The 14852-nt window shown below is 71.7% G+C and carries 15 protein-coding genes and 1 rRNA gene; 15 read left to right on the top strand and 1 reads right to left on the bottom strand.

Annotated elements, in window-relative coordinates:
• Positions 1-4: 4 nt before the first annotated feature.
• The 15 genes from rrf to FM051_RS43735 all read left to right on the top strand — a co-directional run bounded on the left by rrf (position 5) and on the right by FM051_RS43735 (position 14199).
• Positions 5-121 (top strand): 5S ribosomal RNA (gene rrf, locus FM051_RS43800).
• 128 nt (positions 122-249) lie between these two features.
• Positions 250-1764 (top strand): hypothetical protein, encoded by a 1515-nt coding sequence (locus FM051_RS51050; RefSeq protein WP_158853002.1) that lies wholly within the window; start codon positions 250-252, stop codon positions 1762-1764.
• Positions 1761-2597, top strand: coding sequence for a tetratricopeptide repeat protein (locus FM051_RS43790; protein ID WP_238413093.1), 837 nt, complete (start codon positions 1761-1763; stop codon positions 2595-2597). The genes FM051_RS51050 and FM051_RS43790 overlap by 4 nt, the downstream gene beginning before the upstream one ends.
• Before the next feature lie 102 nt (positions 2598-2699).
• Positions 2700-3485 (top strand): HAD-IIA family hydrolase, encoded by a 786-nt coding sequence (locus tag FM051_RS43785; RefSeq protein ID WP_158853001.1) that lies wholly within the window; start codon positions 2700-2702, stop codon positions 3483-3485.
• Between the two features lie 5 nt (positions 3486-3490).
• Positions 3491-3664, top strand: a complete 174-nt coding sequence (locus FM051_RS51045) for a hypothetical protein (protein WP_179118254.1) — start codon at positions 3491-3493, stop codon at positions 3662-3664.
• 3 nt (positions 3665-3667) lie between these two features.
• Positions 3668-4474 (top strand): TlyA family RNA methyltransferase, encoded by an 807-nt coding sequence (locus FM051_RS43780; protein ID WP_158853000.1) that lies wholly within the window; start codon positions 3668-3670, stop codon positions 4472-4474.
• An 11-nt stretch (positions 4475-4485) separates the two neighbouring features.
• The gene (locus FM051_RS43775) at positions 4486-5379 is read left to right on the top strand and encodes an NAD kinase (RefSeq protein WP_158853011.1); all 894 of its coding nucleotides are present in this window, start codon (positions 4486-4488) and stop codon (positions 5377-5379) included.
• Between the two features lie 99 nt (positions 5380-5478).
• Entirely contained in the window at positions 5479-7260 is a 1782-nt protein-coding gene (gene recN, locus FM051_RS43770; RefSeq protein WP_158852999.1) for a DNA repair protein RecN, read from the top strand.
• Positions 7257-7922 (top strand): hypothetical protein, encoded by a 666-nt coding sequence (locus FM051_RS43765; protein WP_158852998.1) that lies wholly within the window; start codon positions 7257-7259, stop codon positions 7920-7922. Before recN ends, FM051_RS43765 begins: the two co-directional genes overlap by 4 nt.
• A 143-nt stretch (positions 7923-8065) precedes the next feature.
• Positions 8066-8794 carry a hypothetical protein gene (locus tag FM051_RS43760; RefSeq protein ID WP_158852997.1) on the top strand — a complete coding sequence of 243 codons (729 nt, stop codon included), beginning with the start codon at positions 8066-8068 and terminating at the stop codon, positions 8792-8794.
• 72 nt (positions 8795-8866) lie between these two features.
• Positions 8867-10051, top strand: coding sequence for a putative cytokinetic ring protein SteA (gene steA / locus FM051_RS43755; RefSeq protein WP_158852996.1), 1185 nt, complete (start codon positions 8867-8869; stop codon positions 10049-10051).
• Positions 10048-10986: a copper transporter gene (locus tag FM051_RS43750; protein ID WP_158852995.1), complete on the top strand. Its 939-nt coding sequence runs from the start codon at positions 10048-10050 to the stop codon at positions 10984-10986. The genes steA and FM051_RS43750 overlap by 4 nt, the downstream gene beginning before the upstream one ends.
• Before the next feature lie 226 nt (positions 10987-11212).
• Entirely contained in the window at positions 11213-12904 is a 1692-nt protein-coding gene (locus tag FM051_RS43745) for a CTP synthase (protein WP_158852994.1), read from the top strand.
• Between the two features lie 68 nt (positions 12905-12972).
• The gene (locus FM051_RS43740; protein ID WP_202919357.1) at positions 12973-13590 is read left to right on the top strand and encodes an NUDIX domain-containing protein; all 618 of its coding nucleotides are present in this window, start codon (positions 12973-12975) and stop codon (positions 13588-13590) included.
• A 234-nt stretch (positions 13591-13824) separates the two neighbouring features.
• The gene (locus FM051_RS43735) at positions 13825-14199 is read left to right on the top strand and encodes a DUF2752 domain-containing protein (RefSeq protein ID WP_158852993.1); all 375 of its coding nucleotides are present in this window, start codon (positions 13825-13827) and stop codon (positions 14197-14199) included.
• Here the strand turns inward: FM051_RS43735 and FM051_RS43730 are convergent.
• Positions 14188-14793, bottom strand: a complete 606-nt coding sequence (locus tag FM051_RS43730) for a DUF1707 domain-containing protein (RefSeq protein WP_158852992.1) — start codon at positions 14791-14793, stop codon at positions 14188-14190. The two genes, FM051_RS43735 and FM051_RS43730, sit on opposite strands and share 12 nt — an antisense overlap.
• Positions 14794-14852 lie beyond the last annotated feature (59 nt).

The following is a 14852-nucleotide window of genomic DNA, read 5'->3' as shown; positions in this document are numbered from 1 at the left end:
GTGTTTCGGTGGTCATTGCGGTTGGGGAACACCCGGTCCCATTCCGAACCCGGTAGTTAAGCCTTCCAGCGCCGATGGTACTGCACTCGTGAGGGTGTGGGAGAGTAGGACGCCGCCGAACATTCTTCCCTGAAAGGGCTTGTGGTTGGGGGCACATTGATTTGTGCTCCAAACCGCAAGCCCTTTCGGCGTGTCCACAGTAGGAGGAGCAAGTGTCCAGGTTCGGGGATCGACCCGGCGACCGTCAGCGTGGCCAGGGAGACCGACCGCGCCGATCCGATGACGGTGGCCGTGCCCAGGGAAGCCGCAAGCCGAGCACTGGCGGCGGCCGTGACGCCCGCGGTGGTGAACGGTCGACCGGCGGTTATCCGCGCCGCGACGACCGACCGAGCTACGACAAGCCTCGCGGTGGCGACCGTCGAGATGACAACCGTGGCGAGCGCCCTCGCTACGACAAGCCCCGTGACGACCGTGGCGCTGCACCGCGCCGGGACGACAACCGGGGTGGTGGCTTCCGCCGGGATTCCGGTGAGCGTCCCCGTTATGACAAGCCCCGTGACGATCGCGGTGGTTACCCGCGTCGCGACGACCGCACCGGTGACCGGGGCGGGTTCCGGCGCGACGACAGCCGTGGTGAGCGGCCTCGTTACGACCGGCGAGATGACCGTGGCTCCGATCGCGGTTCCGACCGTGGTGCCGGCGGCGGCTCTGACCGTGGTGAGCGCAGCAGCTACCCCCGCCGCGACGACCGTTCCAGCGGCAACCGTTCCAGCAGTGACCGTTCCAGCAGTGATCGCGGCGGTTACCAGCGTCGGGATGATCGTGGTGGCGAGCGGACCAGTTACCCGCGTCGGGACGACCGGTCGACTGGTGAGCGCAGCAGCTATCCGCGTCGCGATGACCGGCCGAGTGGTGACCGTGGTGGTTACCAGCGTCGGGACGACCGGCCCAGCAGTGACCGTGGTGGGTTCCGCAAGGACGACCGCGGTGGTGAGCGCAGCAGTTACCCGCGTCGTGACGATCGTGGCGGTGAGCGGAGCAGCTATCCGCGTCGTGACGATCGGCCGAGTGGTGACCGTGGTGGTTACCAGCGTCGGGACGACCGGCCGAGCAGTGACCGTGGCGGCTATCCCCGGCGCGATGACCGGCGGGATGACCGTGGTGGTGAGCGCGGCGGTGAGCGTCGTGAGTACCGGCCGCGTGACGATCGGTCGAGCAGTGACCGGTCGAGCAGTGACCGTCCCAGCGGTGATCGTGGTGGCTACCCGCGTCGCGACGACCGGTCTACCGGTGAGCGCAGCAGCTACCCCCGTCGTGACGATCGCGGTGGTGAGCGGAGCAGTTACCCGCGTCGTGACGATCGGCCGAGTGGTGACCGTGGTGGTTACCAGCGTCGGGACGACCGGCCGAGCAGCGACCGTGGTGGCGAGCGCGGTGGGTACCAGCGGCGTGATGACAAGCCTCGTTACGAGAAGTCGGGTCACGGCGGCAAGCCGAGCCATGACCGGCCCCGTTACGACAAGCCTGGCAATGACAAGCCCGGTAACGACAAGCCTGGCAACGACCGTCGGGACGAGCGCAGTCGTGAGCGGGCCGCGCGGTTCCAGGAGCGGGCTTCGCAGACCGACGGCCAGGCCGTCACCGAGGGCACCACGGCTGATGTCGAGGCGGTCGAGGTCGACGCGGTTGACGCTGTCGAGGTCGACACCCCGGACATCGAGGGTGTCGAGATCGCGGTTGAGCCGGTCATCGACGAGTCGGTGACGTCGGAGGCCGAGCAGGACGAGGCGCCCGAGGTTGTCGACGAGAGCGCTGAAGAGGCTGGTGCTGAAGAGACTGCCGACCGGCCTGTTGAGGCGGTGGAGGCTGAGGCGGTCGAGGCGGGGGCGGTCGCGGTTGACGCCGACGAGCCGGTGTTCGTTCGTGCCCGCACGCCTGAACTGCCCGATGACGCCGACATCTCCATCCTCGACCCCGAGGTGAAGCAGGAGCTGCGCGGTCTGCCCAAGGGGCTGGCCGAGATCGTCGGCCGGCACCTGGCGGCGGCGGGGATGCTGATCGACAGTGAGCCCGAGTTGGCGCTGGAGCACGCGCGGTACGCGCGGCAGAAGGCGGCGCGCGTGGCGGTGGTTCGTGAGGCCGCCGGGTTGGCCGCCTACCACGCCGGTGAGTGGGCCGAGGCGTTGTCCGAGCTGCGTACGGCGCGTCGCATGTCGCACGGCACCGGGCACGTCGCGGTGATGGCGGACTGCGAGCGGGCGCTGGGGCGTCCGGAGCGGGCCATCGAGCTGGCACGTGAGGCGCAGGTGTCGCTGCTGTCCCCGGAAGAGGCGGTGGAGCTGCGGATCGTCGCGGCCGGCGCCCGTCGGGACATGGGGCAGCTGGACGCGGCCGTGGTGGCGCTGCAGGGCGACGACCTGGACGCGAAGCGGCGTGAGCCGTGGAGTGCCCGCCTGTTCTACGCCTACGCGGACAACCTGGCCGCCGCCGGCCGCACCGAGGAAGCCGTCAAGTGGTTCCTCAACGCCGCCCAGGCCGACGACGACAACGAGACCGACGCGGCCGAGCGGGCGTTCGACCTCAGCCCGCAGGACTGAAGCACGGAACCAAGACAGGACCGAAGTCACGTCTGAAGGCTCGGCACCACACGGTGCCGAGCCTTCAGACTGTTGGTAGCCGGACACCGAACGGAGAAGCCTGTGCTGTTGGCCCGCTACGACGCCCTGCTCCTGGACCTCGACGGCACGGTCTACCGTGGCCGCGAAGCCGTGCCCGGCGCGGTCGAGGCGGTCGCCGCCGCCCGTGAGCACGGCACCGGCATCCGGTTCGTCACGAACAACGCGTCCCGGTCGCCGGAGGCCGTCGCCGAGCACCTCACCGAGCTGGGTTTCCACGCCGCGCTGGACGAGGTGAGCACGAGCGCCCAGGCGGGCGCGGCGATGCTGCTGGACCTGGTGCCGCAGGGCTCGCACGTGCTGGTCCTGGGCACGGCCGCGTTGGCCGAGCAGGTGCGGCTGCGCGGGTTCCAGCCGACCGACAGCGCCGAGCACGCGCAGGCCGTCGTCCAGGGCCTTTCGCAGGAGCTGGGGTGGCGTGAGCTGGCCGAGGCGTGCGTCGCGATCCGGAAGGGCGCGCGCTGGGTCGCGTGCAACGTGGACGCGACGCTGCCCACCGAGCGCGGTCTGCTGCCCGGCAACGGCGCCATGGTCGCCGCGCTGAGGACGGCGACCGGCGTGGAGCCCCTGGTGGCGGGCAAGCCGGCGACGCCGTTGCTGGAGCAGGCCGCGAAGTCCGCCGGCGCGCAGCGGCCCCTGGTCGTGGGCGATCGGCTGGACACCGACATCGCGGGCGCGGTGAACGCGGGCATGGACTCGTTGCTGGTGCTCACCGGCGTGTCCACGGAGGCGGAGGCGGACGGCCTGCCCGAGGAGCAGCGTCCCACTTACGTGGCTGCCGACCTGTCCGTGCTGTATCGGCTACCTTGAATCACGTGAGCTTCGAGGTTCCCCTCCCCGGCCCGCCGCGCGATCCTGTGGCCGGGATCGACGACGCCCTGGCCGGTCTCGACGGGCTGGATCAGCTCGACGTGGTCGAGCACGTGGCCCGGTTCGACGACGCGCACACCGCGTTGACGGCCGCGTTGTCCACCATCGACAAGGTCTGACCGGTGCCGCGCAGGGCTCGGCTGGACGCCGAACTGGTCCGTCGCGGGCTGGCCAGGTCACGGGAGCACGCGAGCCAACTCGTAGCCGAGGGCCGGGTGACCATCCGCGGCACGGTGGCGACGAAACCGGCCACCGCCGTCGAAACGGACACCGCGCTGGTGGTCCGTGACACCGACGACCCGAATTACGCCTCACGTGGCGCGCACAAGCTCGTCGGCGCGCTGGAGGCGTTCGAGGTGATCACCGTCAAGGGCAGGCGGTGCCTGGACGCGGGCGCGTCGACGGGTGGGTTCACCGACGTGCTGCTGCGCGAGGGCGCCCGGCAGGTCGTGGCCGCCGATGTGGGTCGTGGTCTGCTGGACTGGCGGTTGCGCACGGACGACCGGGTGGTGGTCAAGGACAAGACGAACGTCCGGTCGTTGACGCCCGAAGACATCGGTGGTCCGGTTGAACTCGTGGTGGCCGATCTTTCGTTTATCTCGTTGAGGCTGGTGCTGCCGGCGTTGGCCGCGTGCCTCGACGAGGAGGGCGATTTGCTGCCGATGGTGAAACCCCAGTTCGAGGTCGGGAAGGAACGTCTCGGCTCGGGCGGTGTGGTGCGGGACCCGGAGCTGCGTGCCGAGGCGGTGCTGGACGTCGTGGCGTCCGCCGCCGGGCTGGGGTTGCGACTGCACGGTGTCACCGCGAGCCCGTTGCCGGGACCGTCGGGCAATGTCGAGTTCTTCGTCTGGTTGCGCCGGGGCGAGCCCTTGGACGCCGAGGACGCCACCGCGCTCGTGCGCGCCGCCGTAGCGGAAGGACCCCAGTGAGCAGGGATCCAATGACCAGGGAGATCCTGCTGGTCGTCCACACCGGACGACGCAGCAACGTGCTCGTGGCCCAGGAGGTCGCGGCCCGGTTCGCGGCGGGCGGGGTGAAGCTGCGGGTGCTGGAGGACGAGGCGCCCGAGCTGGACCCGTCGTGCTACACGCAGGTCGTGCTGGCCGACGAGAAGGCCGCCGAGGGCGCCGAGCTGGTGTTCGTGCTGGGCGGTGACGGCACGCTGCTGCGCGCGGCGGAGTTGGCGCGGGCGGCGGGTGTGCCGGTGCTGGGGGTGAACCTGGGCCGGGTCGGGTTCCTGGCCGAGGCGGACTCGGACGCGCTGTACGAGGCGATCACGCACGTCATCAACCGGGACTACGAGGTCGAGGAGCGGATGACGCTCGACGTCACCGCGCGGGTGGACGGCGAGGTGCTGGAGGGCACCTGGGCGCTCAACGAGGCCAGTGTCGAGAAGAGCACCCGGGAACGCATCCTGGACGTCGTGGTGGAGGTGGACGGCCGGCCGGTGTCGGCGTTCGGCTGCGACGGCGTGCTGGTGGCGACCCCGACCGGGTCGACGGCGTACGCGTTCTCCGCCGGCGGGCCGGTGGTGTGGCCGGACGTGCAGGCGCTGCTGGTGGTGCCGAGCAACGCGCACGCGCTGTTCGCCCGGCCGCTGGTCGTGTCGCCGGCGTCCGTGGTGGCGTTGGAGGTCGACCCGGAGGGGCACCCGGCGGTGCTGTGCGCGGACGGTCGCCGCACGGTGAACCTGCCGCCCGGCGCGCGGGTCGAGGTGGTCGGCGGTCGCACCCCGTTGCGGCTGATCCGGTTGCGGCAGGGGCCGTTCACCGACCGGCTGGTGGAGAAGTTCGAGCTGCCGGTGCAGGGGTGGCGCGGTCCGCCCGCCGGCTAGCCCGATCAGGCCGGGGAGGTCCGGTTACCGCTAGATCAACACGAGGACACCCGCCCCCGAACACACGCTTTGTCCGCGTCGCCCAGTAGTGTTTCCGATGTGCTGGCCGAGATGCGCATCCAGGGCCTCGGTGTGATCGACGAGGCCACCCTTGAGCTCGACGCCGGTTTCACCGTGTTGACGGGCGAGACCGGTGCGGGCAAGACGATGGTGGTCACCGGGCTCCACCTGTTGAGCGGTGGTCGGGCCGAAGCGTCCCGCGTGCGCAACGGCGCGGACAAGGCGGTGGTCGAGGGGCGGTTCCAGGCGCCCGCGGGCAGCCCGGCGGCGAAGGTCGCCGAGGAGGTCGGCGGTGAGCCGGACGACGACGGCAGCGTGATCGCGATCCGCACCGTCGGCGCCGACGGTCGTTCGCGGGCCCACCTGGGCGGTCGTTCCGTGCCGGTCGGCGTGCTGGCCGAGCTGGCCGAGCAGCTGCTCGCGGTGCACGGGCAGAACGACCAGCTGCGGCTGCTGCGGCCCGCCGAGCAGCGGGCGGTGCTCGACCGGTTCGCCGGTGACGAGGTCGCCGAGCCGCTGCGGTCGTACCGGAAGGTCCGCGACGAGTGGCTGCGGGTGGCGACGGAGCTGACCGAGCGCACCGCGCGGTCGCACGAGCTGGCCCGTGAAGCCGAGATGCTGCGGCACGGCCTGGCCGAGATCACCGCGGTCGACCCGAAGCCGGGTGAGGACGAGGAACTCGTCGACGAGGCGCGCCGGCTCGCCGACGCCGACCAGTTGCGCGAGGCCGCGTCCGGCGCGCAGTACGCGGTGGCGGGTTCGCCGGACGGCGACCCGGACGTCCCCGGCGCGCTGGGGTTGATCGGCGAGGCGCGGCGGCGGCTGGTGGCCTCCGACGACCCGAAGCTGCGCGACCTGGAGTCCCGGCTGGTGGAGGCGGAGACGCTGCTGGCCGACGTGGGCGCGGAGATCGCGTCGTACCTGGAGCACCTGGACGCGGACCCGGCGCGGTTGGAGCAGGTGCTCGCCCGCCAGGCCGAGCTGAAGTCGTTGACGCGCAAGTACGCGGCGGACGTGGACGGTGTGATCGCGTGGGCGCAGGACGCGTCGTCGCGGCTGGCCGGGCTCGACACGTCGGACGAGGCGTTGGCGGCGCTGGCCGCGCGGCGTGACGAGCTGGCCGTGGAGCTGGCCGGGTACGCGAAGCAGGTGACGGCGGAGCGGGTCGCCGCGGCGGCGGAGCTGGGCCGGGCGGTGTCCGAGGAGTTGACGGGCCTGGCCATGCCGCACGCCACGGTGGAGGTCGCGGTGCGGCCGCGGGTGGCCGAGCAGGGTGACGCGCAGGCGTTGAAGGTCGGCGGGCAGCTGCTGCACGCGGGCGCCAGCGGTGTGGACGACGTGGAGCTGCGGCTGATCGCGCACCCCGGCGCGCCCGCGCTGCCGGTGCACAAGGGCGCGTCCGGTGGTGAGCTGTCGCGGGTGATGCTGGCGTTGGAGGTCGTGCTGTCGCACTCCGACCCGGTGCCCACGCTGGTGTTCGACGAGGTCGACGCCGGTGTCGGCGGTCGGGCGGCGGTGGAGGTCGGCCGCCGGCTGGCCCGGTTGGCGCGCAGCCACCAGGTCATCGTGGTCACGCACCTGCCGCAGGTCGCCGCGTTCGCGGACCGGCACCTGGTGGTCGACAAGACCGCGGACGGCGTGCTGACCCGCAGCGGTGTGCGGAGGCTGGACGAGTCGCAGCGGGTGGTCGAGCTGGCCCGGATGCTCGCGGGCATGGACTCCACCGACACGGGCCGTGCGCACGCCGAGGAGCTGCTGGCGGCGGCGAAGGCCGACAAGGAGAGCGTGCCCGTGGTGCGGCGCAAGGCGAAGAAGAAGTGAGCCGGCGGCCGCTCGGCGCGGCCTTGCTGGTGGTGGCCGGTGTCACGGCCGCGGTCGGCACGTTCCTGCCGTTGTTCTGGGAGGGCAACGAGGTCGCGGGCATCCGGCTCGGGTTCGCCATGACGTCGTGGGAGGTCACCGGCGTGGGCGGGACCACGGAGGCGGACCTCGCGTTGTTCCGGACCCCGCAGTACGGGGTGCCGATCGTGATCGCCGCGGTGCTGCTGGCGGTCGCGTCGGCGTTGGTGTTCCTGCCGGAGACGCAGCGCCTGGCCGGCCGCTACACCGCGATCGTCGGCACGGGTCTGCTGGCCGGCGCGGTGTGGGCGGTGGTCATGGCCGTCGTGGCGGCGGTCGGCAACGCCCGCGATTCGGACTTCCCCGGCTACACCACGGAAGCAGGTTCCGGTGTCGGTGTGCTGATCGGGGCGGTGCTGGTCGCGGTGGCGGGCGTGGTGCTGGTGCACGGGGGTCGCGGCGGCGCGGAGCCGCGTCCCGAGGGGCCGGTGGTGTACCGGGTGGACGACAGCGCGGACGACGGGGTGGACGACGACACGGACACGCCGCCGTTCGGGATCCCGGTGCAGAGCATCGAGATCGCGCAGATCCCGGAGTCCGAGTACGGGCGCCGGTCCGACGACGGGCCGGGCGGTTCGTCGTGAGGCGGGTGGCCTGCGTGCCGCGCGTGCCGACGGGTCGCCGGGACGGTGGTGGTGTGGCGGCTGGGCGACGGGGACACTGGGTATCCCGCCGTTCGGCGTCCCGCTGAGCCCCGGCATCCCTCCGGACCCGAGGAGAAGGCCACATGAGCCGGCGTGCGATCGCCGCCATCACGATCGGCGCGGGGGCGCTGCTGGTGGTGCTGGGTTCGTTGTTCCCGCTGTACGGGGTGGACACCGTCGTCGTGTACGGGACGGACGGGCCACCGGGCGGTGTGCGGAGGATGTACGCGCTCACCCCGTGGGAGCTGGTGGAGGAGCCGGCGCCGCCGGTGAACGTGAACGACGCGTCGGTCTACCCCACTTACGGGTACAGCCTGGTGGCCGCCGCCGTCCTGGCCGGTCTCGGCGCTGGTCTGCAGCTGCGCTCGTCGTTGCAGGCGGCGATCGGCCGGTTCGGTGTGCTCGCCGGGTTCGGGCTGCTCGTCGGCACGCTGTGGACGGCGCTGGAGACGTTGCGACTGCTGTTCGGCAGCGCCCCGGCCTCCATCAGCAACACGAAGGAGTTCGTCGGCGCGGGCACGTGGGTGCTCGGGGTCGCGGCCGTGGTGATGCTCGTCGGCGGCGTGCTGGCGCAGGACTGGCCGCCGCGCGCGCCGCGTCCCGGCGGGGTGTCGGTGTACCAGGTGGACGACGACGACACGCCGCCGTTCGGCATCGCGATCCCGGTCTCCGAGCTGGACGTGCCCGCGGCCGATCCGGTGGCTGATCCGGTGGTCGATCCGGTGTCCCCCGCGCCGCCCGCCGAGCCCGGTCCGGCGGACGACGACCGCCGTCACCCTACCGGGGGTAATCCGTCCACTGTGGAGCACTGACGCCACTGACCAGCCCGGACCACTCGGCGTGTTGGCCGCCTAACCGCGTGCGATCTGAGTCACCATCGGTTCATGAAGCTCTCCGGGTTGCTCGGCCGCACGCACGACGAACTGCCAGGCGTCACCGGCGTGGCACGGGTCGATCGCCGGTCGGGCGACCTGCTGCGCCGGCTGAGTCCCGGTGACATCGCGGTCATCGACCACGTCGACATCGACCGCCGCACGGCCGAGGCCCTGGTCCACGCCGAGGTGGTGGGCGTGGTCAACGCCTCGCCGTCCATCTCCGGCCGGTTCCCGAACCTCGGTCCGGAGCTGCTGGTCGAGGCGGGCATCCCGTTGATCGACGGCGTCGGCACGTCGGTGCTGCGCGAGGTGAAGGACGGCACGGAGCTGCGGCTGCACGAGGGCATGGTGTTCGTCGGAAAGCGGGTGGTCGCGCGCGGCGTCGAGCAGAACGCCGAGTCGATCGCCGACTCGATGATCGAGGCCAAGGCGGGCATGGCCGCGCAGCTGGAGGCGTTCTCCGCGAACACCATCGAGTTCCTGCGCCGGGAGCGGGCGCTGATCCTCGACGGCGTCGGCGTGCCCGAGGTGTACGTGCCGATCCGCGACCGGCAGGTGCTGGTCGTCGCGGGCGGTCCCCGGCACGCCGAGGAGCTGCGCAAACTGCGCAAGTACATCCGCGAGTACCGGCCGGTGCTGATCGGTGTGGACGCGGGCGCGGACACCCTGCACGACGCCGGGTTCAAACCGGACATCATCGTGGGCGACCCGGACGCCATCGGCACCGCGACGTTGAAGTCCGCCTCCGAGGTGGTGGTGCCCGCGCAGATCGACGGCCACGCGCCCGGTCTGGAGCGCATCCAGGACCTGGGCATCGGCGCGGTGACGTTCCCCGCGACCGGCAACTCCGAGGACCTGGCGCTGCTGGTGGCCGAGGCGCACGGCGCGACCCTCGTGGTGACCGTCGGCGTCCAGGCCGGTCTGCGCGAGTTCCTCGACCGCGGCAACTGCGGGTCCACGCCCTCGACGTTCCTGACCCGGTTGAAGCTCGGCAACAAGCTCGTGGACGGGCACGCCGTCGCGACGCTGCACCGCAACCGGGTGTCGTCGGGCTCGATCGTGCTGCTGGTGCTGGCCGTCGTCGTGGCGATGGTGGCCGCGCTGGCGGTGTCCGGGATCGGGCAGGTCTACGTCGACCTCGCCGCTGACGCGTTCCGATCCGTCGTCGACTGGTTGAAGGGGTTGTTCGGGTGATCTCGCTGCGCTACCACATCGTCTCCCTCACCGCGGTGTTCCTGTCCCTGGCCGTCGGGGTGGTGCTGGGTTCCACCGCGATCAGCGGCCGGCTGCTGTCCGGGCTCAACGACGACAACAGCGCGTTGGGCAAGGAGGTCGCCTCGCTGCAGGCGCAGCGCAACGCGCTGGACGCGCGGCTCGCCGACGCGGACCGGTTCGCCACCTCCATCGGCCCGCTGGCGGTGAAGGGGCAGCTGGCCGAGCGGACCGTCGTGCTCGTCACCACCGCCGACGCCAAGCCGAACGACCGGGACGCGCTGGCCGAGCTGCTGCGCGCGGCGGGTGCGACGGTCACCGGCGAACTCCAGCTCACCGAGTCGTTCGCCGACCCGGACAAGGCCGACCAGCTGCTCAACCTGGTCGCCCGGCTCCAGCCCGCGGGCACCCAGCTGCCCACCGGTTCCGATCCCGGCACGCGGGCGGGCGGTCTGCTCGGCTCGCTGCTGTTGATCGACAAGGCGGACAACCAGCCGCAGGCCACGCCGGACGAGCTGGCGGCGGCGTTGGGCGGGTTGGCGAGCGCCGGGTTCGTCAGGCCGGGGCAGGGGTTGCGGCCGGCGCAGCTGGCCGTGGTGCTGACCGGTGGCGCGGTGGGCGGCGACTCGGCGGCCGACCGGGCGGCGGTGGTGGCGAGGTTCGCGACCCAGCTCGACCGGTCCGGTGCGGGCGCGGTGCTGGCGGGTGGCGCGGGGTCGGCTGACGGGACCGGCCCGGTCGGTGTCGTGCGGGCGGACACGGCGGCGACGTCGGTGCTGTCGACCGTGGACAACCTGGACACCGCGGCCGGGCGGGTGGTGACGGTGCTGGCGTTGCGGGAGCAGCTGAAGGACAAGGCCGGGCGGTACGGGGTGGCGGGCAACGCGGAGGGGCCCGCGCCGGGGATGGCGGGCTGACCACGCCGGGGGTTCGGAGGGGTGGAACGGGTGTTTCCGCGTCGTTCGCGGGCCGGTGATCTCCTGTTCGAGCGGCCGTAGGCCATCCGAGTGACACGCCATCGGACCCACCAGCGCGCTGGGTGACCGGTGGCGTGTTAGCGTTAGGGCCCGTGGACAGGGCGCTGAGCTGTGCGGAACCACCGCAGCCGGCCCCTAGCGGAAATCCAGACCACGGGGAGCCTCCTTGGTGCAGCAGGCACGTACGACCAAGCACGTTTTCGTCACCGGGGGTGTCGCGTCGTCCCTCGGCAAGGGGTTGACCGCGTCGAGCCTCGGTCAGCTGCTCACCGCACGTGGTCTTCGGGTGACCATGCAGAAGCTGGATCCTTACCTGAACGTGGATCCGGGCACGATGAACCCGTTTCAGCACGGCGAGGTGTTCGTCACCGACGACGGCGCGGAGACCGACCTCGACATCGGCCACTACGAGCGGTTCCTGGCGCGCGACCTGTCCGGTGACGCGAACGTCACCACCGGGCAGGTGTACTCCGAGGTCATCGCCAAGGAGCGGCGCGGCGAGTACCTGGGCGACACCGTCCAGGTGATCCCGCACATCACCGACGAGATCAAGCGGCGCATCCGGGCCATGGCCGAGCCCGGCGCCGACGGCGTCAAGCCCGACGTGGTGATCACCGAGGTCGGCGGCACGGTCGGCGACATCGAGTCGCTGCCGTTCCTGGAGGCGTGCCGGCAGGTGCGCCACGACGTCGGCCGCGACAACGTGTTCTTCCTGCACGTCTCGCTGGTGCCGTACCTGGCGCCGTCGGGCGAGCTGAAGACCAAGCCGACGCAGCACTCCGTCGCCGCGCTGCGCAACATCGGCATCCAGCCCGACGCCATCGTGTGCCGGGCGGACCGGGAGATCCCGGACGCGTTGAAGCGCAAGATCGGCCTGATGTGCGACGTGGACACCGAGGCCGTGGTGGCGGCGGTGGACGCGCGGTCCATCTACGACATCCCCAAGGTGCTGCACGGCGAGGGCCTGGACGCGTACGTGGTGCGGCGGCTCGACCTGCCGTTCCGCGACGTCGACTGGACCGTGTGGGGCGATCTGCTCGACCGCGTGCACAACCCGTCCGAGAAGGTGCGCATCGCTCTGGTCGGCAAGTACGTCGACCTGCCCGACGCCTACCTGTCGGTGACCGAGGCGCTGCGCGCGGGCGGGTTCGCGCACCGCACCAAGGTCGAGATCGTGTGGGTGCCGTCCGACGAGTGCCAGACGCCGTCCGGCGCCTCGCACGCCCTGGGCGGGCTCGACGCGGTCCTCATCCCCGGCGGGTTCGGGGTGCGCGGCATCGAGGGCAAGATCGGTGCGATCACCTACGCGCGGACCCGCGGCATCCCGCTGCTGGGGCTGTGCCTGGGGTTGCAGTGCCTGGTCATCGAGGCGGCGCGGAACCTCGCGGGTATCGCGGACGCGAACTCGTCGGAGTTCGAGGACACCGGTTCGCCGGTGATCAGCACCATGGCCGACCAGGAGGACGTCGTCTCCGGGCAGCGGGACATGGGCGGCACGATGCGGCTCGGCGCGTACCCGGCGTCGCTGGTGCCCGGGTCGCAGGTGGCTTCGGCGTACGGGTCGCTGGAGGTGTCCGAGCGGCACCGGCACCGGTACGAGGTCAACAACGCTTACCGGGAGCGGTTGTCGTCGGCGGGGTTGGTGTTCTCCGGGACGTCGCCGGACGGGCGGCTGGTGGAGTTCGTGGAGCTGCCCGCCGACGTGCACCCGTTCTTCGTGGCGACGCAGGCGCACCCGGAGCTGAAGTCGCGTCCGACGCGTCCGCACCCGCTGTTCGCGGCGTTCGTGAAGGCGGCGTTGGACTACCGGCTGGCCGACCGGCTGCCGCTGCCCGAGACCGCGGGGGCCGCGCAGTGACGTCGGGCGGTTCCGGGGTGTCGGGCGGTTCTTCGGCGTCGGGCGGTTCGGCGTCGGGCGGTTCCGGGTTGGGGCGGCACGCGTTCGAGGCGGTGTCGTCCCGGGACGTGCACGTCGGGCGGGTCGTGGCGTTGCGGGTGGACGAGGTCGCCATGCCTGGTGGCGGTACGGCGTCGCGCGAGGTGGTGGAACACCTCGGTGCGGTGGCGGTGGTGGCCTTGGACGAGGCCGGTGCGGTGACGTTGGTCCACCAGTACCGGCACCCGTTGGGGCGGCGGCTGTGGGAGCTGCCGGCCGGGTTGTTGGACGAGGGTGACGAGTCGCCGTTGGCGGCGGCGCGGCGGGAACTGGCCGAGGAGGTCGGGCTCGCCGCGTCGGAGTGGGTGACGTTGGTGGACGTCGCCGTGTCGCCCGGGTTCACCGACGAGGTGGTGCGGGTGTTCCTGGCCCGAGGGATCACCGTGGTGGACCGCGACGTGCAAGGCGAGGAAGAGGCCGACATGGAGGCGAAGAGCTTCCCGTTGGCCGAGGCGGTGGACATGGCATTGGCGGGGGAGATCGTGAACGGCCCCGCCGTGTCCGGCCTCCTCGCCGCGCACGCCGTGGTCACCGGCCACGCCCACGGCCGCCCGTCCGACGCCCCGTTCCGCGACCGCCCGACCCGCTTCGCCGCCCGCCAGTCCTGACCGCACAACCCACCGGTGTGTCCTACGTTCGCGTTGCGTGTGTCCTACGTTCAGAACACCTGAGTTCAACGCTCAGAACGGCGGCCGGCGAACCTGAGTGTTGAACTCGGGGTACGCGAACGTAGGACTCTCGCGTTCTGAATGTAGGACTCTCGCGTTCTGAATGTAGGACACTCGCGCTCTGAATGTAGGACACACGCGTTCTGAACGTAGGACTCTCGGGATGATGGGGGTGTGGGCGGGGTGCGAGGTCCGTTGGCGGTGGCCGCGGCGGCGGTGGTCGGGTGCGGGGTGCTGCTGGTCGTCGACCCCAACCAGCCCGGGTCGTTGTTGCCGCCCTGTCCGCTTTATGCGTTGACCGGGATCCAGTGCCCGGCCTGCGGGTCGACCCGGATGGTCCACGCCCTGTTGCACGGCGATCTGGTCGGCGCCTGGCACTTCAACGCCGTCATGCTGGTCGCCGGGCTGCCGTTGCTGGCGTGGCTGTGGGTGCGGTGGTTCCGGGCGGCCAGGGACGGCAGGCCGACGCCTCCGGTGTCGCGGAAGGTCGGCGTGCCGGTGGTGGCGCTGGCCGTCACGTGGATGCTCGTGCGGAACCTAGTCGCGTAGCTTGCGGCCCTGGGCGTCGGTGCCGCCGTTGACCAGCAGGATGATCCCGTCGATCAACGACCAGATGCCGCAGCCGCCGCACGTGAGCAGCTGCGCGATGCCGATCGCGGTGTCGCCGATGTAGAACCGGCCGATGCCGAACGGCAGCGCCAGTTGCAGCACGCCCGCCGCGATGCGCGACTTGTCCGACAGCGGCTGGCCGGTGAACGGGTCCACGCCGTACGGCGCGTTCGGGTTGAAGCCGGGCGGGTAGGCCTGGGACGGGTCCGCGTAACCGGGCGCGTAGCCGGGAGGCGGGTAGCCCGCGGTGCCGTGGCCGGGGATGCCGTGGCCGGGAGTGGTCGGGTAGCCGGGCGGCGGAGGCGGGTACGTGGCCGTCGGCGGGTACGTGGGCGGCACGAACACCGGGTGCGGCAGCGGCAGGTCGTGGAACAGGGCGGCCAGCTCCTGCGCGGACTGGGCCGCGGACGCGTAGCCGACGCGCTGCTCGTACTCGCCGATCTCAAGCCGACCGGCCGCGAAGTGGTCGTTCAGCGCACTGATCGCCTCTTCGCGCTGCTGGTCGCCGATGCGCACCTGGTGTGGTTCCGACACGGGTAAAACGCTAACAGCCCGCGAGCGCTGGTCGAGCCGGAACTCGCTGGTCGACCTAC

It is taken from the genome of Saccharothrix deserti, from assembly GCF_009769385.1.
Lineage (GTDB): Bacteria > Actinomycetota > Actinomycetes > Mycobacteriales > Pseudonocardiaceae > Actinosynnema > Actinosynnema deserti.
This window is presented reverse-complemented; position numbering and strand designations above follow the sequence as displayed.

What these genes read in the sequence shown, in the direction of transcription:
- FM051_RS43775 (WP_158853011.1), top strand. Translation starts at nt 4,486, where the DNA reads ATGACCAGGGAGATCCTGCTGGTCGTCCACACCGGACGACGCAGCAAC.
- steA (WP_158852996.1), top strand. Translation starts at nt 8,867, where the DNA reads ATGAAGCTCTCCGGGTTGCTCGGCCGCACGCACGACGAACTGCCAGGC.
- FM051_RS43760 (WP_158852997.1), top strand. Translation starts at nt 8,066, where the DNA reads ATGAGCCGGCGTGCGATCGCCGCCATCACGATCGGCGCGGGGGCGCTG.